Origin of the sequence: Enterobacter vonholyi, assembly GCF_008364555.1 — a bacterium.
Classification (GTDB): Bacteria; Pseudomonadota; Gammaproteobacteria; order Enterobacterales; family Enterobacteriaceae; genus Enterobacter; species Enterobacter vonholyi.
Map to the genome: position 1 here is coordinate 165,946 of NZ_VTUC01000037.1, position 18,565 is coordinate 184,510.

Sequence of the window (18,565 nt, forward strand, 5' to 3'; positions counted from 1 at the left end):
TAGCGCAGGGCGGGCTCTCATTTGGCCAGAGCCAGCACCGCGCGGGCTGTCGTCTCCTCCGTCACCAGGCCATTGATACGTCGACCCTTCAGTGCGGCATAAATCGCATCGGCTTTTTCTTCCCCTCCGGCCACGCCAACGATGGTGGGCAGCTGCGCCAGCTCATCAAGCGAGACGCCGAGTAATTCTTTATGGATCTCCAGCTCCTCAACGCATTCACCTTCGGCATTGAGGAAATAGCCGAGAATGTCGCCGACCGCGCCTTTGCGGGCATACATCAGCTGTTCACCTTCGCTGATATAGCCGGAGCGCAGTATCGTAGCGTCGCGGCGCTGGTTCACCGAACCAATGCCAACCACCGCGACGTCGGCGGCGGTAGCGGCGAGGATCACGTCCCGCACGCTGGTCTCGCGTTTTAAGATCCCGGCCACTTCGGCGGAAGACACGCGAAGCGGGGCGGGGATCATGCTGACGCTGCAGGCCGCGTCCAGCTGTCCAATACCGGTCATATATGGCCCGACGCCGCCGGAGAGCGTCACGAGGCGGATTTGCTGCGAGCTGATAAAGCCGCTCAGGTGCTGCAGGCTGCTCATGGTGGTTTCACCAAACCCCACGGCCAGCAGCTGGCCGGGTTCCAGCACGCCCATCAGCGACTGCGCCGCGCCAATGCCCAGCCGCACGTTCATCGGCGGCGTATTTAAGGCTGGCATCACGCGCACCAGCTTCAGGCCAAAGCGCTGCTGTAGCTCGGTTTCCAACGACAGGCAGCCCTCGTAGCGGGAGTTAATCTGCACGCGGATCACCCCTGACTGACGGCCTTTTTCCAGCAGGCGAGAAATCTTCAAACGCGGCAGCCCGAGCCGCTCGCCGATATCGTTCTGGGTCAGCCCGTCGTGGTAGTAGCACCAGGCTACGCGCGCCACCAGCTCTTCTTCCGCCAGCGCCAGCCCGGCAAACCGTCCTTCTTCCGCAGTGCGTTTATCGCTCATAGTTGAACTCTTATAAAAATTTAGATCATATGTTCGTGATGACGCGGAGGGAAAGTGTGAGCCACGCGACAAAACGGATCATTTCGATCGTTTCTGGTTTATCTGAATCTCAATCGATAAAACTGTGATCCCTGCACGGTTGTAAATATAGTTCACCGTCTACGCTTTTGAACATTATTAAATCTAAAAATCATTTGTTCAATAGCGGAGCGATGATGACACCACTTCTCGACGCGCGGAATATCAGCAAGCAGTTCTCAGGCGTGCCGGTTCTGAAAGGCATTGATTTCACGCTGCTTGCGGGCCAGGTGCACGCGCTGATGGGCGGAAACGGCGCGGGAAAATCGACGCTGATGAAGATCATCGCCGGGGTCGAGACGCCGGACAGCGGTGAACTTTCCGTCGAGGGGCAGACATATGCGCGGCTGACGCCCGTGCAGGCGCACAGGCTCGGCATTTACCTAGTGCCGCAGGAGCCGCTGCTGTTCCCCAACCTTACGGTGCGGGAAAACATCCTGTTCCGCCTGCCGCGCGAACGCGATCGGGAAAAACGGCTGGAGGAGAAGCTTGAGCAACTGCATTGCCAGCTCAACCTCGACGCCGCCGCCAGCACCCTGGAAGTGGCGGATCAGCAGATGGTGGAGATCCTGCGCGGATTAATGCGCAACGCCAGGATCCTGATCCTCGACGAGCCCACGGCCTCCCTCACGCCGGGCGAAACCGAACGGCTGTTCCGCCAGATCCGCGCCCTGCAGGCACTCGGCGTCGGGATCGTGTTTATCTCCCATAAGCTGCCGGAAATTCGCATGCTGTCGAGCCACGTCTCGGTGATGCGCGACGGCGCGGTGGTGCTGAGCGGCGAAACCGCGCAGTTTGACGATAGCGCCCTGATCGCCGCCATGACGCCGGTGAGCCGCGAGAAATTCCTGAGCGATACGCAAAAGCTGTGGCTGGCGCTGCCGGGCAACCGCCGCACCCAGCCGCAGGATTTTCCGGTGCTGCGGGTAGAGGACCTGACCGGAGAAGGGTTTATCGATCTGAGCCTTGAGATCTACGCCGGGGAGATCGTCGGCCTGGCCGGGCTGGTGGGTTCCGGGCGCACCGAGTTTGCCGAAACCCTCTACGGCCTGCGGCCTGTGCGCGGGGGCCGCATTTGGCTGGAAAATCAGGAGATCGCCAACGAGCCGGTGCGTTTGCGACTGGACAGAGGCCTGGTCTACCTGCCGGAAGACAGGCAGGTATCCGGCCTGTTCCTCGACGCGCCGATCCGCTGGAACACCGTGGCGCTGAACGAGCCATCGCTCTGGCAGCAGCGGAAAAGAGAGTCCGCGGTGGTGGAGCGCTATCACCGGGCGCTGGGGATCAAGCTCAACCATGCGGATCAAACCGTGCGCACGCTCTCCGGCGGCAACCAGCAGAAGGTGCTGCTTGCACGCTGTCTGGAGGCCAACCCGTTATTGCTGATCGTCGACGAGCCGACGCGCGGCGTGGACGTCTCGGCGCGCGCCGATATCTACCAGCTTATCAAAAGCGTGGCGGCGCAGAACGTGGCGGTGCTGATGATCTCAAGCGATCTCGATGAGTTTCCGGGCCTCGCGGACCGCGTGCTGGTGATGCACCAGGGCGTGCTCAGCGGCGAACTGCCGCGCCACGCCGTCAGCCTCGATCGCATGATGGCGCTGGCGTTCGGAGGGCAATCATGAAGACCTTACTGAAAAACCGCGAGCTGAGCGCGTTTCTCGCCATTCTGGCGCTGTTCGCCGTGCTGGTGGCGCTGAATCCCTCTTACTTCAGCCTGCAGACGCTGAGGATGATCTTCGCCAGCTCGCAGATCCTGATCCTGCTGGCCATCGGCGCGGCGCTGGTTATGCTGACCCGCAATATCGACGTGTCCGTCGGTTCAACGGTCGGGCTGTCCGCCATCGCCGTCGGCGTGGCGCTGAACGGCGGCTACAGCCTGCCCGTTTCCATTCTCTTCGCACTGTCGATCGGGGCGCTGGCCGGGGCGTTCAACGGTTTTCTGGTGGTGGGGCTGCGCATTCCGGCGATTGTCGCGACCCTCGGCACGCTGGGGCTGTACCGCGGGGCGATGCTGCTCTGGACGGGCGGAAAGTGGATTGAAGGGCTGCCGCCGGGGTTGAAATCCCTCTCTGAGCCTGCGGCAATCGGCGTATCGCCCCTTGGCATGGTGGTGTTGACCATCGCGGCCACAGGCGCGTGGACGCTGTCGCGCACCGCGTTCGGGCGTGATTTCTACGCGGTGGGGGATAACCTCGCCGCCGCGCGCCAGCTGGGAGTGGCGGTGAACCGCACCCGCATGATCGCCTTCACCCTCAACGGCATGCTGGCGGCCTGCGCCGGGATCGTCTTTGCCGCGCAGATTGGCTTTGTGCCCAACCAGACCGGCAGCGGGCTGGAGATGAAGGCCATCGCCGCCTGCGTGCTCGGCGGAATTTCGCTGCTGGGCGGCACGGGGACGCTGATTGGCGCGCTGCTCGGTGCGTTCTTCCTGACGCAAATCGACACCGTGCTGGTGCTGTTCAGGCTCCCGGCGTGGTGGAACGACTTTATCGCCGGGCTGGTGCTGCTGGGCGTGCTGGTGCTCGACGGGCGTCTGCGCCAGGCGCTGGCGCGGCATCAGCGGGCGCTGAAGTACGGTCGCTTCCAGCCGGGTAACAGAGGGGGAAAGCACGTCACCCCCTTTCCCAAACGTAAAAAAGAGGTGGCGTAAATGAGGCTTAACTGGGAAAGCGCGCTGCTCATTTTGCTGGTGCTGGAGATCCTGCTTTTCGGGGCCATCAACCCGCGCATGCTCGATATCAACATGCTGCTTTTCAGCACCAGCGACTTCATCTGCATCGGCATTGTGGCGCTGCCGCTCACGCTGGTGATTATCAGCGGCGGGATCGACATCTCCCTCGGCTCGACCATCGGCCTGTGCGCCATCGCGTTGGGGGTGATGATGCAGGCGGGCTGGCCGATGGCGGTCGCCATTCCGCTGACGCTGCTGCTCGGCCTGCTGTGCGGGCTGATGAATGCGGCGCTGATCCACTACACCGGCATCAGCCCTTTGGTTATCACCCTCGGCACGCTCTACCTCTACGGCGGCGGGGCGCTGCTGCTCTCCGGCATGGCGGGGGCCACGGGCTACGAGGGAATCAGCGGTTTCCCGGACGGCTTCACGGCGTTCGCTAACCTCACGGTGTTGGGCCTGCCGATCCCATTGGTCTTGTTCGCGGTAATCACCGTCTTCTTCTGGCTCATTACCCACCGGGGGCGCTTTGGCCGTCATCTGTTCCTGATTGGCCAAAATCCGCGTGCGGCACGCTATGCGGCGCTGTCGGTGAACGGCATGCCCTACGCGCTGTACGGCCTGGTGGGCGTTGCCTCCGCGATTGCCGCGCTGGTCATGGTCTCCTATTTCGGCTCCGCACGTTCGGATCTTGGGCGCGATTTACTGATGCCCGCGCTCACCGCCGCCGTGCTCGGCGGAGCCAATATCTACGGCGGTTCAGGTTCGGTTGTCGGTACGGCGCTGGCGGCGCTGCTGGTGGGCTATCTGCAGCAGGGTTTACAGATGGTCGGTATCCCCAACCAGGTGTCGAGCGCGCTGTCAGGGGCGCTGCTGGTTGTGGTGGTGATGGGACGTTCGCTGAGTCTGCACCTCGAATGGGTGCGATCTCTCTTTAGAAAACAATCCGGAGCGTAAGATGAAAACAAAACTGCTCGTCCTGGCAATGGCCCTCAGCTTCGCTTCGGCGCAGGCGGCGGACCGCATTGCCTTTATCCCGAAGCTGGTGGGCGTGGGCTTCTTCACCAGCGGCGGCAACGGCGCGAAAGAGGCGGGGAAAGATCTTGGCGTGGACGTGACCTACGACGGCCCGACCGAGCCGAGCGTTTCCGGCCAGGTGCAGCTCATCAATAACTTCGTCAACCAGGGCTATAACGCCATTATCGTCTCCGCCGTGTCGCCGGACGGGCTGTGTCCGGCGCTTAAGCGCGCGATGCAGCGCGGCGTCAAGGTTCTAACCTGGGATTCCGACACCAAGCCGGAGTGCCGCAGCATCTACATCAACCAGGGGACGCCGGAACAGCTGGGCGGCCTGCTGGTGGAGATGGCGGGCAAGCAGGTCACCAAACCGAATGCCAAAGTGGCGTTCTTCTACTCAAGCCCCACCGTCACCGACCAGAACCAGTGGGTGAAAGAGGCGAAGGCCAAAATCGAGAAAGATCATCCCCAGTGGCAGATCGTAACGACCCAGTTTGGTTATAACGACGCCACCAAATCGTTGCAAACCGCCGAAGGGATCTTAAAAGCCTACCCGGATCTGGATGCGATTATCGCCCCGGACGCCAACGCGCTGCCGGCGGCGGCGCAGGCGGCGGAAAACCTGAAGCGGGAAGGGGTGGCGATTGTCGGGTTTAGCACGCCGAACGTGATGCGCCCGTACGTTGAGCGCGGCACGGTGAAGGCCTTCGGCCTGTGGGACGTGGTGCAACAGGGCAAAATTGCGGTCAATGTCGCCGATCGTTTGCTTAAAAAAGGCGATCTTAACGTCGGCGACAGCGTGGACGTAAAAAACATCGGGGCGCTGAAGGTCGAGCCGAACAGCGTGCAGGGCTACCAGTATGAGGCGAAGGGCAACGGCATCGTGCTGCTGCCGGAGCGGGTGGTGTTCACCAAAGAGAACATCAGCAAATACGATTTCTGACGGGGGAGCAAATGGCTGATTTAGACGACATCAAAGACGGCAAGGATTTTGGCATCGGCACGCCGCAGCAGAATGTGCCGTTCACGCTGAAGGGCTGCGGCTCGCTGGACTGGGGTATGCAGTCGCGGCTGGCGCGCATCTTTAACCCAAACAGCAACCGCACGGTGATGCTGGCCTTTGACCACGGCTATTTTCAGGGGCCAACCACTGGCCTTGAGCGTATCGATCTCTCCATCGCGCCGCTGTTTGGTGAAACCGACGTGCTGATGTGCACCCGCGGCATCCTCAGGAGCCAGGTACCCGCCGCGACGAACAAACCGGTGGTTCTGCGCGCCTCCGGCGGTAACTCGATTCTGGGCGAACTCTCCAACGAGTGCGTGGCGGTGGCGATGGAAGACGCGTTGCGCCTGAACGTCTGCGCGGTGGCGGCGCAGGTGTACATCGGAAGCGAGTTTGAGCATCAGTCGATCAACAACATCATCAAGCTTGTCGATGCAGGGGCGCGCTACGGCATGCCGACGCTGGCGGTAACGGGCGTGGGGAAAGAGATGGCGCGTGACGCTCGGTATTTCTCGCTGGCAAGCCGCATCGCCGCCGAAATGGGGGCGCAGTTCGTTAAAACCTACTACGTGGACGAGGGCTTTGAAAAAGTGACCGCCAGCTGCCCGGTGCCGATCGTCATCGCCGGGGGCAAAAAGCTGCCGGAGCACGAGGCGCTGGAGATGTGCTGGCGCGCGATCGACCAGGGGGCATCCGGCGTGGACATGGGGCGCAACATCTTCCAGTCCAGTGCGCCGCTCGCCATGCTGAAGGCGGTGAAGAAAGTGGTGCACGATAACTGGAATGCCCGTGATGCGTTCCAGTTCTGGCAGGAAGAGAAACAGGGAGAAGCAAAATGAACGTGACGCTGGTAGAGATCAACATTAAGCCCGAGCGGGTGGACGAGTTTCTGGAGGTGTTTCGCGCCAACCACGAGGGCGCAATCCAGGAGCCGGGGAACCTGCGTTTTGACGTATTGCAGGACCCGAGGGTGAAAACCCGGTTCTTTATCTACGAAGCCTATAAAGACGAAGAGGCGGTGCTGGCGCACAAGCAAACCCCGCACTATCTGGCGTGCGTGGACAAGCTTGAGGAGCTGATGTCGGAGCCGCGTAAAAAGCGCAGCTTTGTTGGGCTGTTGCCGGAGTAACAGGCGTTATAAAAGTGTTGTAGGCCGGGTAAGCGCAGCGCCACCCGGCATTTTTCAAACCAGCTCCAGATGGGCAAGTAATCTCGCGAGCGCTTCACGTGGCTCACCCTGAACCGTCTGCAACGGGAACGGCAACGCGGGTGCAGCCACTTTTCCCATCATCTCTGCCGCCGCCGCGATAACCCGTAAGCTGCCATAGCGACGGAACAATTCCCACAGTGGCTCTAACCGCTCGGATTGGGCAGTCTCTTTCGAACGCGCAATCGCCAGCGCTGTTTGCGGGAACAATCCGCCGAGCACCGAGTACCAGACGTCAAACCCGGCCTGCAGGGCAGAGGCCGCTCGCCAGTCGCCGGCGATGCCCAGCGTGACTGTCTCAGGAAGACGGTCGCGTACCTGCGACAGGTCTTCCGGCACGCGACCAAGCTTAATGGATCCTACATTCGGCAGGCCCGCGACGGCAAATAACAATTCATCGCTAAACGCAAACCCGGTGGTGGCCGGATTATCGTAAATGCACAACGGTATGGAGAGCTGGCGGGTCACCGTTTCATAGAGATTAAACACTTCGTCTTCCGTTAATCGCTGGTAGGACACGGGGGCCATCAGCACGCCGGAGACACCTGCCGCCTGCGCGTCGTCAGCCAGACGCAGTATATCGTCCCGCCGGAGTGCGCCAATGCTGACGATGACCGGAATATTATCAGCATGCGCCACCGCGCAGCGTGCGATCCGACCGCGCTCTTCTACAGTCAGATAGGCATAGCTTCCCGTTGAGCCGAGAATGCCCAGAGAATCCACGCCAGCGTCGACCACGGGGCGCAGAAGATTGATGAAGGATTGCTCGTCAAACGTCCCCTCTTTCAGGGGCGTTAACGGAAAAGCGCTTAACCCGTAAAACATCGTGTTGTCCTCTTACAGCGTCAGCATCTGAACCTGAGCCGTGGCCCCCGGCATCAGCCGCTGCAGGTTGTTGACCAGCTCATCTCCTGCCTCTTCCAGCGCCGCAAGCGGCATCGACGGCAGGCTTTCAAGAATAAACCACATGGATTGCGCCTGGCTATCAAGGCGCGTCCGTATCCCCTGGCGCCAGTTCCAGCGGCGGCAGGTAACGCCAGTATCGTCGCGCCAGATAACCTCGCCCGGTTCCGGATGTTCCACCACCGGTTGTCCCTCTTTGAAGGTATCAAATGGCTCGCTGCCGTCGGCAAGCGTCAGACGCGGCGTGCCCGAATAAGCCGCGAGATTTTCTCCGCCGACCGGAATGGCGTAGCGAATACTCACCGCGTTATAGATATCCACCACCGGATCCAGCGGCGGCAGCGAGCCATCTTTCAGGACCCGCTTACGCAGGGCGGATGCCGAGCAGGGCGTGCGTTTCGGTTTCGCGCCGAAGGCTTTAAACACTTCATCCCAGCCTGAAAGGTGTGCATCAGCCCAGGGCACATCATCATTAATCATCTGCTGGCAGGCCTGCGCCAGCGCGGCAGCCGCCACCTCCGGGTGGGTAATTGGCGCAGCTTCAACCAGAATGCTCAGCGCCCGAAAGCCTGGGGCAATCCCGGCAAGACGTGAGTCTATTGACGGCGTAACGAGAGACATAAATAATCCTGTATTGACTGTTTTATACCATGGTAGTGACCAATGACTGATAAAGTCAATATAATGACTGCGCACGGGGCCGATGTTGCCCAGGTAAGCCTGGCCGTGGCGAACCGCATACGCAACTGGCGCAAAGAGAAAAAGCTATCTCTGGACGAGCTGTCCCGCCGCGCAAGCGTCAGCAAAGGCATGCTGGTAGAGATCGAAAAGGGCGCAGCCAACCCCAGTATCGCCATCTTGTGCAAACTGGCTGCCGCGCTCGGTATCTCAGTGGCGGATATCGTTAACGTCTCCAGCGAGCCGCTGGTGCATGTTATCGAAGAAGAGACTATTCCGGTGCTGTGGCAGGGCGCACAGGGTGGACGCGCCAGACTGCTGGCGGGAACGGCAGGCCCGGATATGATTGAGTTATGGCAATGGGAGATGCAGCCAGGGGAGCGTTTTACCTCTCCGGGGCACCCGGCGGGAACCTTTGAGCTGTTGCACGTGAACGAAGGCGTTTTAACGCTGACGGTGGATGAGACGGTAACCCAGGTTAACGCTGGCGCATCGGCTGTGGCGAAAACGGAAGCGGCGCACGGCTACGCCAATGAGGGCGATACCGTGCTTCGCTTCACCATGACGGTGGCGGAATTTCACCGCTAAAAAACCGGGCCTACAAACGCCTGTAGGCCCGGTGATTTTTTACGCCTCTTCCACGCTCACCCGCAGCGCTGCCAGCGCTTTACGCGCCGCTTTCAGCACCTGCTCGCACTGCTCAATCGTCAGAGTCAGCGGCGGTTCAATGCGGATGGTTTTCGAGTTGTTGAGCGTTCCGGCCACCAGCACCCGCTGGCGGAACATCTCGCTCGCAAAGCTGTAGCCGATTTCGTTGTCGACAAACTCAATCGCCATCAGCATCCCTTTGCCGCGCGCCTCCTGTACAAGGTCAGGGTATTCCCGGCCCAGCTGGCGGAAGCCGTCCAGCAGCATGTCGCCTTTTTGCTCCGCCTGCGCGGGCAGGTTTTGTTCCAGCAGCACGTTGATGGTCGCAAGCGCCGCCGCGCAGGCCAGCGGGTTACCGCCAAAGGTGGTGGTATGCAGGAACGGGTTGTCGAACAGCACCGAGAACACCTCTTCAGTAGCAACCGTCGCGCCAATCGGCATCACGCCGCCGCCAAGCGCCTTCGCCAGGCACAGTATGTCCGGCTGCACGTTCTCGTGCTCGCAGGCAAACATCTTGCCGGTGCGCCCCATCCCGGTCTGAACTTCGTCGAGGATCAGCAAAGCGCCAAACTCATCGCACAGCTGACGCACGGCAGGCAGATAGCCCTGAGGAGGGAGGATCACGCCGCCTTCACCCTGAATCGGCTCCAGGATCACCGCCGCCACGTCATCGCCGGTTTTACGGCATTCACTGAGCACGGTGCGCATGGCGTTAATGTCGCCGAACGGCACGTGGCGGAAGCCCGGCAGCAGCGGCATAAACGGTTTGCGGAACGTGGATTTCGCGGTCGCCGACAGTGCGCCCAGGGATTTACCGTGGAACGCGCCGCTGGTAGCGATAAAGGTGAATTTCCCGCGCGGCGACTGGTACGCTTTGGCGAGCTTAATCGCCGCTTCGACCGATTCCGTGCCGCTGTTGCTAAAGAAGCTGTATTTCAGTTTGCCGGGCGTTAAGGCCGCCAGCGTTTTCGCGAGCATGGCGCGAAGCGGGTCGAGCAGTTCCTGACTATGGAGAGGTTGTTTCGCAAGTTGATTCTGTACGGCGGAAACCACAACTGGATTACGGTGCCCCACGTTGAAGATACCAAAACCACCAAGGCAATCGATAAACTCCTGTCCCTGGGTGTCGACAAGCGTGTTAAGACTCCCCGCTTGCCACTCTACGGCTCCGTAATCCCCGCCGGCGGTAACAGATTTGCGATACTCCAGAAACCCTGGATTGACGTGTTCTTTAAAGTAATCGATGACCTCTCGGTTAAGTTGTTTCATCTCCTCATGATCAAGCGTTCGCTTCTCAATGAGATTCAGTGCGTGCGCGGTACAGGCAAGAGCCGAGGCGCTGGAAGGTAACCTGTTCAAAATGTGCTCCCGGGGATCGCGTATCACATGATACTGGTTTAAGTATTGCAGGGATTACGCCACTTCAGATGCCTTAACGAAAATCGGGATAAACGCCAGGTTAAAATAATGTTGCACAATATTTAATCATGCCGAAGCAACCGAAACGGGATTTAGCGGTACAGGACAGATAAAGATAATTGGGGGCGAAAAAGCGCAACTGCACTAAAGAAGTGCATTCGGTGCAACTTAAGTGGGCGTTAACTGGTCATGCTTTATAGGTAATTTCTTTGCGAAAGTATTTGAAATCAATGAATTATAAAATCGTACAAAAAGTATGGTTTAAGTGAAATCTGCGATCTTCATCAAGTTTAACAACTAAAGATAAATTGTTTACCGCCGAAAAAACATTGACCCACAAAATTAACATTCAAATAACCTGCAAGGGATGCCCACGATGTCCTCTCCAACCTATGTCACCCAGAATGAATATCCTCTGGACGATGACACCACCTTAATGTCTACCACAGACGTCCACAGCTACATCACTCACGCCAACGACACTTTTGTGCAGGTGAGCGGCTACCAGCTTGATGAGCTGACGGGCCAGCCGCACAACCTGGTACGCCACCCCGACATGCCAAAAGCCGCGTTTGCCGATATGTGGTACACGCTGCAGCAGGGCGAACCGTGGAGTGGGATTGTCAAAAACCGGCGCAAAAACGGCGATCACTACTGGGTGCGTGCTAACGCAGTGCCGATGGTGCGCCACGGGCAGGTCACGGGCTATATGTCCATTCGCACCAAAGCCACGGCGGAAGAGATTGCCACCGTGGAACCGCTCTACCGGGCGCTCAACGACGGGAGCTGTAAGAAACGTGTGCACAAGGGGCTGGTGGTTGGAAAAGGCTGGCTGGGCAAACTGCCAGCCATGCCGCTGCGCTGGCGCGTGCGCAGCGTGATGGCGGTGCTCTTTGCCCTACTCGCCTCCACCCTGGCGGTGACCTCCGCCGGGTGGATGCCGCTCGTTGCTGCTGCGGTGGTGATGCTGCTGGGGACGCTGCTCTTTGAGCAACAGATTGTCCGCCCGGTAGAGAATGTGGCGCGACAGGCGCTGAAGGTCGCAACCGGTGAGCGCAACAGCGTGCAGCATCTGAACCGCAGCGACGAGCTGGGGCTGACGCTGCGCGCGGTAGGGCAGCTTGGCCTGATGTGCCGCTGGTTGATTAATGACGTGTCGAGCCAGGTGGTTAGCGTCCGCGACGGCAGCGACAGGCTGGCGCAGGGAAATGAAGATCTGAACGATCGGACGCGTCAGACCGTAGCGAACGTGCAGCAGACCGTCGCGACAATGAACCAGATGGCCGCATCCGTTCAGAGTAACTCCGAAACCGCCGCCGAGGTGGACAAACTCTCCGTGGCCGCGAGCAGCGCGGCGACAAAAGGAGGCAATGCGATGCAGACCGTCGTTAAAACGATGGATGATATTGCCGACAGCACGCAGCGAATTGGCTCAATTACCTCCCTGATTAACGACATCGCTTTCCAGACCAATATTCTGGCGCTGAACGCGGCGGTTGAAGCGGCTAGGGCAGGCGAGCAGGGCAAAGGTTTTGCCGTGGTCGCGGGCGAAGTCCGCCATCTCGCCAGCCGCAGCGCCAGTGCCGCGAATGATATTCGTAAACTCATTGATGCCAGCGCCAGCAAGGTGCAGTCCGGCTCTGAGCAGGTGCATGCCGCAGGCCGTACGATGGATGATATTGTGGTACAGGTGAAAAACGTGACGCAGCTTATCGCCCAGATCAGCCACGCGACCTCCGAGCAGGCAACCGGACTCTCTGAGCTGACCCGCGCGGTGGCTGAACTCGACAGCATTACGCAGAAAAACGCCGACCTGGTCGAGGAGAGCGCACACATTTCTGCGATGGTGAAGCATCGCGCCGGACGTCTCAAGGATGCGGTGACTGTGCTTCATTGAGCCAGTAATGTTCCAAAAAAAGCCGTTTATTTCGTAAGGAATAAACGGCTTTTTATTTTCTGCTTGTGACTATTAATGTATTTTATTGTTAATCTAATATTAAATAACTAAAGAAAGTACCTCAGTTATTTATCCCTGCCTAAGTCAATTATCCAGAAGGCTATTTTGAAAAATGCCTCTCTGGTGGTCTGGTAACGATCAATGGGGCAATATTAATAGTCTCTACCTATCCATTGTGTGGGTTATGAAATAAAAAAACGATCAAACTCATAAAGTTAGCGAAATCGTTACCGATAACAGCGATCGTCTGAGAAATAATCACATCGATGGAGAAAATATGTTCTTACATGACGTAAAGATCGGCACGAAATTATTTCTGGCGTTTGGGTTCTTTATTGTCCTGATGGCGATCAGCGCGAGCCTGTCTCTGCTGAGTCTGAACCGGGCTAATAACGGGATGCAATCCATTATTACCAGTGATTATCCGACCACGGTAAAAGCGAACCAGTTAATTGATAACTTCCAGGAATTTATTAGCACTCAACAGCTGATGCTGCTGGACGAGCAGGGCACCTACACTGGGCAATCTCAGCAGCGCCTGAAAGAGATCAGCGAGCATATCACGGTGATCCTGGGAGAGCTGAACACCGCGTTGCAGGATCAAAAGTCTCAGCAGGTGCTGGCGGAGATCCGCAGCGTGCGTCAGCAGTATCTGGACTCGCGCTACCGCATTTTGCAGGCGGTGCAGAACAACAATCGTGCGGGCGCCATTCAGGAGATGATGACCACCACCCTCGCCGTGCAGCAGGCTTATAAAGCGAAGGTGAAGGAGCTGATTACCATTCAAAACAGCGAGATGCAGAGCGCTGGCGCGCAGGTGGAAGGGGATTTCCGGTCTAACCGCCTGCTGCTGATACTGATCACCCTCTTTAGCGTCGCGGTCGGCAGCCTGATTGGCTGGTTCATCGTGCGTGCTATCACCCGCCCGCTCGGCGAGGCGGTGCATTTTGCTAAAGCGATTTCAGAGGGCGACCTGACCGGCAGCATCACGCCGCACGGCAAAGACGAAACGGGTCTGCTGCTGCACGCGCTAATGGAGATGAAAACGCGACTGCTGGACATCGTGCAGCAGGTGCAAACCGGCTCGGAGAATATCTCCAGCGCCGCCGCGCAGATTGTCGCCGGGAATCAGGATCTGGCTGCGCGCACGGAAGAGCAGGCAAGTTCCGTTGAACAGACCGCCGCCTCGATGGAGCAGATTACCGCGACGGTGAAAAATACCGCCTCGCATACCGGGGAAGCGACCAACCTCTCGGCTGATGCCGCCACGGTGGTCAAAAACAACGGTGAGATGATGAAGCAGGTGACCAGCAAAATGCGCCTGATTAACGAGACGTCCAACCGGATGTCCGACATTATCGACCTGATCGACGCCATTGCTTTCCAGACCAACATTCTGGCGCTCAACGCGGCGGTGGAAGCGGCGCGCGCCGGTGAGCACGGTCGCGGTTTTGCGGTGGTGGCCGGTGAAGTGCGTCAGCTTGCCCAGAAGAGCGCGTCGTCTGCCAGCGAAATCCGCGAGCTGATTGAGAGCTCTACCAGCCAGACCCAGGACGGGATGAACCTGGTTGAAAAAGCGAGTGCGTTGATCAACGGGATGGTCGGCAACGTAGAAGAGATGGACGTGATTCTGAGGGAAATCCGCCAGGCTAGCCACGAGCAGACGGAAGGTATCTCGCAGATTAACAGCGCGATTGGCCTGATTGATGCCACCACCCAGCAGAACTCCGCGCTGGTGGAGGAGTCCGTCGCGGCGGCGGCATCGCTTAATGAACAGGCGATGCACCTGAAAGAGCTGGTACGCGTCTTCCGCGTGAGCGAGCACGCTCCGGCTTAATCCAGCTGGGAGATCTCCAGCGCCGCGCGGTCAATCACGCCGATAATCTGCTTGAGCTGCGCGTCGCTGAGCTCTCCCTGATTCACCTTCAGGTCTAACACCGCTTTGAAGTTATCCAGCGCCCGCTTCATCTGCGGGTTTTTGCGTAGCTGAAAACCGACAGAACGCGCTTTGATACGCACCTGGATCTGTTCCAGCTGTTCCCGGTTTTCGTCCAGCCAGCGTTGTCCTTCAGCGGTAATCGCAATCTTCTTACGACCGTTCTCTTCTTCCGTAATGGTGATAAACGTCTGATCCTGAAGATAATCCAGGGTTGGATAGATGACCCCTGGGCTCGGGGTGTAATTCCCTTGGGTCAGGTTCTCAATCTCTTTGATCAGCTCGTAGCCGTGGCTCGCGTTGCGGGTCAGGATATCCAGAATCACCAGCCGCAGATCGCCGTGGCCGAAAAAGCGCGGCCGCCGCCCGCCGCCCTCATGTTCGTGTCGCATAGTATGCCCTTCATTTTGATATATCTAAAGTGTATCTAAGATATATTCAGATGCAATCTAAAAGATCTTGCATTTTTACTTATTAGTAATCATTATCATTTGAAAATTGATTTAGATATATCGTATTCACCAGAGAAGGGGCTAAAAATGGCAACTACCCGTTACCCACAGCGCGTTCGTAATGACCTGCGTTTTCGCGAGCTGACGGTACTCCGCGTTGAGCGCGCCAGCGCGGGTTTCCAGCGCATTGTTTTAGGCGGCGAGGCGCTGGAGGGCTTTAGCTCCCGCGGTTTCGACGACCATACCAAAGTCTTTTTCCCGGCACCCGGGGCGACGTTCGTGCCGCCGGTGGTTACCGAAGAAGGCATCGACTGGGGCGACGGCGTGCGTCCGCAGGCGCGCGACTATACGCCGCTCTACGACGAGGCAAATCATGAGCTGGTTCTCGATTTCTTCATTCATGACGGCGGCATTGCCAGCAGCTGGGCGATTGAGGCGAAAGCGGGAGACAAGCTGACCATCGGCGGCCCGCGCGGCTCGCTGGTGGTGCCGGAGGATTACGCCTGGCAGCTGTACGTGTGCGATGAGTCCGGTATGCCCGCGCTGCGTCGACGCTTAGAGAGCATTGCGCAACTGCCGGTTCGCCCGGACGTTCACGCGGTCGTGACGGTTGGGGATGAATCCTATAAGGACTATCTGGCGCACCTGAGCGAGTTCAACATCACCTGGGTGGTGGGCCACAGCGAGCAGGCAGTCGCAGATCATCTGGCTGCGCTGACCGTTCCGGGGGACGATTACTTTATCTGGCTGACCGGGGAAGGAAAGGTGGTGAAAAGCCTGAGCCGTCAGTTTGAAACCGACGCGATTGACCCTCAGCTGGTGCGTGCCAGCGCATACTGGCACGCCAAATAGTCACGCGGCGGAATCCAGCTGCGCTTCGCTCACCTGATGTTCGAGCGAGGCGCGGACCTCGTGCAGCGCTTTCTCCTGCTGAGCGAAGTACGCTTCCATATTGCTCAGCGACGAGACCAGAAGCCAGGACTCCTCTTTCTCCAGCTCCGCCAGCTCGTTCACTAAAATGTCGATCTGCTCGCGGACCTGCGCCATTTTTTTGCGGATACGTTCCAGATCGTTCAGCCTGTCGCTTGCCATCAATGGCTCGAAGCCCTGCTGCAGGCGGGCCACCAGCGAACGAATGGCTTTCACATCGCCGCGCTGCTTCGCCTGGTTAAGCTGTACCATCATGTTGTTGGCTTCTTCTTTCAGATCGTCTGCCACCAGATCCGGGTGGCAGAGCTTGCTCGCCTGCCGCCAGAGACGCTTGAGTTCGTTCTGATCTTCTTCCGAAAGATGATTTCCTTTACGCAGCCGCACTTCGGCATCGTGATGCTGTTCGCGATACTTCTCGTACTCTTCGTTGGCCTCGTCGCGAGCCTGACGCGCAGGCTCTTCTTCACGCGTTAAGCCGCTCTCCAGCTCCAGCGCTTCGGCCAGCAGGTTGGCGATGAGATTACTTTGCTGCTCCAGATGTTTACGCGCCTCGGCTGCCTGCACGGAGTCGGCCGGGAGATCGCGCCAGCGCTGGGTAAGCGTCGCCAGTACTTCTACCGCCTGCGCCATATAGCGCTGGCAGCGACGGTAATCTTCCTCGCGACGACGCGCTTCCGCCTGCTGACGACGCAGGTTAAGCTCGGCCAGGGTTTTACGCAGGGCGAGGATCTGCTGCATCAACGGCCCGAGGCGGGAGAAATAGAGATCGTTGAATTCATCAAGCTGCTGCACGCGGGCGTTGCGGCGGTCAATCAGATCGCGCAGGCGCTCTTCCAGCGCCTTCAGCTCGAGCTTGCTGGCCGCCACCTGCGGATCGCGCCACTGGGTCACGGCGCGCTGGCCCTGCAGCCAGGCGGTAATGGCCGCCATAGCCTCGGTGTAGTTTTTTCCCTCAAGCGCCACGACGATTGCCTGTAGCTCATCGTCAAACGCTTCATTTTTCAGGCGTGTCAGCTGGCTCTGGATGATGTCGTCATCTTCCAGCTCAATGGCATTTTTAATGATTTCTAGCCGTTTGATCGGTGTGCTCATGATGCCTTTCGCTTTGGCGCTTAAGTATTTGAGTTAAGGTTAGTTGTTGTAAAAGCTACAGGAAATAATACACACGGATGATGATCGGCGCGATGGGGGATTTCTTTAGAATTTACAGAGTGTGAAGATGGGTGCTTAACAGGAGAATAAGAGAGTTGCTTTTTAAGGTTAAATATAAGCAATTGAAATATAAGGTGATAATCTCTAAAGCAAGGCGGATCCCTACGCAAAATACGCAAGTAAAGGCATTACGGTTCGGTAAAATATCTGCAGATTAGGCAGTAGGCCAAAGAGATGGGTACTAGATGGATACCAGTTCCCGTCTTGGGGGGCGGGCAGTGTTGGGGTAAGACAAGGAATACTCAGGCAGCAGGCAGGACAATCCTGGCCGTGAATACGGCTTGCGTAAAATTATCTTATTTCACGTTAGATCCAGGCATAGCTACACGCCAGTTGAGCATCTGTATATCGATTGAAGGCACATATCGTTTCTAACGAATCTATGCTGGACATGCGTGAGTGTTTTAACATGGTGAGATTGTCGCAGCTTTAAGATAGGGCCAACCCCTGGAGATTACGGGGTTGGCTTTTTTTTGCGCGCGTGAGGGCTGTTGATTTCCCTGCTCCCATCAGAACCAACGATTATGTTTTACATAAAAATAGGTAACAATGATGATCCATGCAAAGGTAAGAATGCCAAAATAGTCAGGCAGGAAACGTGCGAATATATAAGCACCAGCAACGATGAGTGCTATAGGGATGTAATAGATATAGGACTGCAGAAACCATAATATTGCTCGTTTCATCTTTTTAATAACTCATATAAAGCATCCCCAATTATTTCCTCATTGTTTCCACCTGATTCAACTTGATAAATTATTTTTGTCATTTGTGGTTCAATAAGAAAGTAAAGCATCTCAAGATTCTGTTGGTACAAGGCCTGATAATATGCTGAATCCTGGAATTTTAGCTTATTAGCCGCTAATGCAGCTACCTGCGCTTTCGAATAGATTATGGCGCCGTTAACATACATTGATGATAATGAATTGACCATTCTGATATGCGACTCATGAAAATCACCACTACTGATTATCAGTTTTGCAATAGTTAAGGACAGAGCTAGTTTGCTGGATTTTTCGGCGTACTCATAAGCCTTATCGCCTAATTCCCTTTTAAGAAAGACAGCGAGATTGCTACTTTTTTCTCTCCAAGTATTTTAAGAGTTTTCCGAAAGTAAATCTCAACCATATCAAGAGCAACATCGTTTCGATTATAGATTTCAGCAAGTGCTAATGTTAGACGGCGGTCCTCATTTATTAGCTCGCGACAGGCATTGCGGTAGTAATCGTCTGGTATCAAGCATGAGCCATAGTTGATTAAACGCTGTGTACCAAGCTTCAGATTTTCGATAGTGCTCATATTGGTGGCTTGTATTTCTCGCAATGCTTTGGCTAGCGCCAGAGCTAAATTCCTTTCTGATTGCAGCTTCATTTTTGCATAGCCGTCTGCTATTGTAATTTCCCTTGTTGTAACATGGCCCTGTCAATAATTGATCATCATTGTCATAGGGGGCAAGGAAGAT

The 18,565-nt window shown here is 57.2% G+C and carries 18 protein-coding genes; 10 read left to right on the forward strand and 8 right to left on the reverse strand.

Going from position 1 to position 18,565, the window contains the following annotated elements:
- Window positions 1-17: 17 nt before the first annotated feature.
- Window positions 18-989 (reverse strand): transcriptional regulator LsrR, encoded by a 972-nt coding sequence (gene lsrR, locus F0319_RS19670; RefSeq protein WP_008503156.1) that lies wholly within the window; start codon window positions 987-989, stop codon window positions 18-20.
- 215 nt (window positions 990-1,204) lie between these two features.
- Here lsrR and lsrA point away from each other — a divergent pair, with 215 nt between their 5' ends.
- From lsrA to lsrG, 6 genes are read left to right on the forward strand one after another with little or no spacing between them, the layout of a single operon-like run.
- Window positions 1,205-2,692, forward strand: coding sequence for an autoinducer 2 ABC transporter ATP-binding protein LsrA (lsrA, locus tag F0319_RS19675; protein WP_149367682.1), 1,488 nt, complete (start codon window positions 1,205-1,207; stop codon window positions 2,690-2,692).
- Window positions 2,689-3,720: an autoinducer 2 ABC transporter permease LsrC gene (lsrC, locus tag F0319_RS19680; protein WP_149367598.1), complete on the forward strand. Its 1,032-nt coding sequence runs from the start codon at window positions 2,689-2,691 to the stop codon at window positions 3,718-3,720. Before lsrA ends, lsrC begins: the two co-directional genes overlap by 4 nt.
- Complete coding sequence (gene lsrD / locus F0319_RS19685; protein WP_149367599.1) at window positions 3,721-4,698, forward strand: autoinducer 2 ABC transporter permease LsrD; 978 nt, start codon at window positions 3,721-3,723, stop codon at window positions 4,696-4,698. It abuts the gene before it with no gap.
- Between the two features lies 1 nt (window position 4,699).
- On the forward strand, window positions 4,700-5,701 hold the full coding sequence (gene lsrB / locus F0319_RS19690) for an autoinducer 2 ABC transporter substrate-binding protein LsrB (RefSeq protein WP_111964926.1): 1,002 nt from the start codon (window positions 4,700-4,702) through the stop codon (window positions 5,699-5,701).
- A gap of 11 nt (window positions 5,702-5,712) precedes the next feature.
- Entirely contained in the window at window positions 5,713-6,600 is an 888-nt protein-coding gene (lsrF, locus tag F0319_RS19695) for a 3-hydroxy-5-phosphonooxypentane-2,4-dione thiolase (protein ID WP_008503161.1), read from the forward strand.
- On the forward strand, window positions 6,597-6,890 hold the full coding sequence (gene lsrG / locus F0319_RS19700; RefSeq protein WP_008503162.1) for a (4S)-4-hydroxy-5-phosphonooxypentane-2,3-dione isomerase: 294 nt from the start codon (window positions 6,597-6,599) through the stop codon (window positions 6,888-6,890). The genes lsrF and lsrG overlap by 4 nt, the downstream gene beginning before the upstream one ends.
- Before the next feature lie 54 nt (window positions 6,891-6,944).
- Here the strand turns inward: lsrG and F0319_RS19705 are convergent, their stop codons facing one another.
- Together F0319_RS19705 and F0319_RS19710 are read right to left on the reverse strand one after the other, a co-directional pair.
- Window positions 6,945-7,793: a dihydrodipicolinate synthase family protein gene (locus tag F0319_RS19705; RefSeq protein WP_149367600.1), complete on the reverse strand. Its 849-nt coding sequence runs from the start codon at window positions 7,791-7,793 to the stop codon at window positions 6,945-6,947.
- A gap of 12 nt (window positions 7,794-7,805) precedes the next feature.
- Window positions 7,806-8,492 (reverse strand): B3/B4 domain-containing protein, encoded by a 687-nt coding sequence (locus F0319_RS19710; RefSeq protein WP_136195056.1) that lies wholly within the window; start codon window positions 8,490-8,492, stop codon window positions 7,806-7,808.
- Window positions 8,493-8,534: 42 nt separating this feature from the next.
- Here F0319_RS19710 and F0319_RS19715 point away from each other — a divergent pair, with 42 nt between their 5' ends.
- The gene (locus tag F0319_RS19715) at window positions 8,535-9,137 is read left to right on the forward strand and encodes a helix-turn-helix domain-containing protein (RefSeq protein ID WP_149367601.1); all 603 of its coding nucleotides are present in this window, start codon (window positions 8,535-8,537) and stop codon (window positions 9,135-9,137) included.
- A 39-nt stretch (window positions 9,138-9,176) separates the two neighbouring features.
- Here F0319_RS19715 and ygjG read toward each other — a convergent pair whose 3' ends face one another.
- A complete protein-coding gene (ygjG, locus tag F0319_RS19720) occupies window positions 9,177-10,556 on the reverse strand; it encodes a putrescine aminotransferase (protein WP_042715413.1) in 1,380 nt (459 codons plus the stop codon).
- A gap of 436 nt (window positions 10,557-10,992) precedes the next feature.
- Between ygjG and F0319_RS19725 the strand changes: the two genes are divergently transcribed.
- Window positions 10,993-12,513, forward strand: coding sequence for a methyl-accepting chemotaxis protein (locus tag F0319_RS19725; RefSeq protein ID WP_133295167.1), 1,521 nt, complete (start codon window positions 10,993-10,995; stop codon window positions 12,511-12,513).
- A 337-nt stretch (window positions 12,514-12,850) separates the two neighbouring features.
- Window positions 12,851-14,410, forward strand: a complete 1,560-nt coding sequence (locus F0319_RS19730) for a methyl-accepting chemotaxis protein (protein WP_111964919.1) — start codon at window positions 12,851-12,853, stop codon at window positions 14,408-14,410.
- On the opposite strand, the gene F0319_RS19735 is transcribed toward F0319_RS19730, so the two are convergent.
- Window positions 14,407-14,901 carry a PadR family transcriptional regulator gene (locus F0319_RS19735; RefSeq protein ID WP_111964918.1) on the reverse strand — a complete coding sequence of 165 codons (495 nt, stop codon included), beginning with the start codon at window positions 14,899-14,901 and terminating at the stop codon, window positions 14,407-14,409. The two genes, F0319_RS19730 and F0319_RS19735, sit on opposite strands and share 4 nt — an antisense overlap.
- 147 nt (window positions 14,902-15,048) lie before the next feature.
- On the opposite strand from F0319_RS19735, the gene F0319_RS19740 reads away from it, so the two are divergent.
- Window positions 15,049-15,813, forward strand: a complete 765-nt coding sequence (locus F0319_RS19740; RefSeq protein WP_149367602.1) for a siderophore-interacting protein — start codon at window positions 15,049-15,051, stop codon at window positions 15,811-15,813.
- Here the strand turns inward: F0319_RS19740 and F0319_RS19745 are convergent, their stop codons facing one another.
- The 3 genes from F0319_RS19745 to F0319_RS22450 all read right to left on the reverse strand — a co-directional run bounded on the left by F0319_RS19745 (window position 15,814) and on the right by F0319_RS22450 (window position 18,474).
- Window positions 15,814-16,983 (reverse strand): coiled-coil domain-containing protein, encoded by a 1,170-nt coding sequence (locus F0319_RS19745; RefSeq protein WP_149367603.1) that lies wholly within the window; start codon window positions 16,981-16,983, stop codon window positions 15,814-15,816.
- An 802-nt stretch (window positions 16,984-17,785) separates the two neighbouring features.
- Window positions 17,786-18,037: a hypothetical protein gene (locus F0319_RS22445; RefSeq protein WP_240168121.1), complete on the reverse strand. Its 252-nt coding sequence runs from the start codon at window positions 18,035-18,037 to the stop codon at window positions 17,786-17,788.
- Window positions 18,038-18,144: 107 nt separating this feature from the next.
- Complete coding sequence (locus tag F0319_RS22450) at window positions 18,145-18,474, reverse strand: hypothetical protein (RefSeq protein ID WP_240168122.1); 330 nt, start codon at window positions 18,472-18,474, stop codon at window positions 18,145-18,147.
- Window positions 18,475-18,565 lie beyond the last annotated feature (91 nt).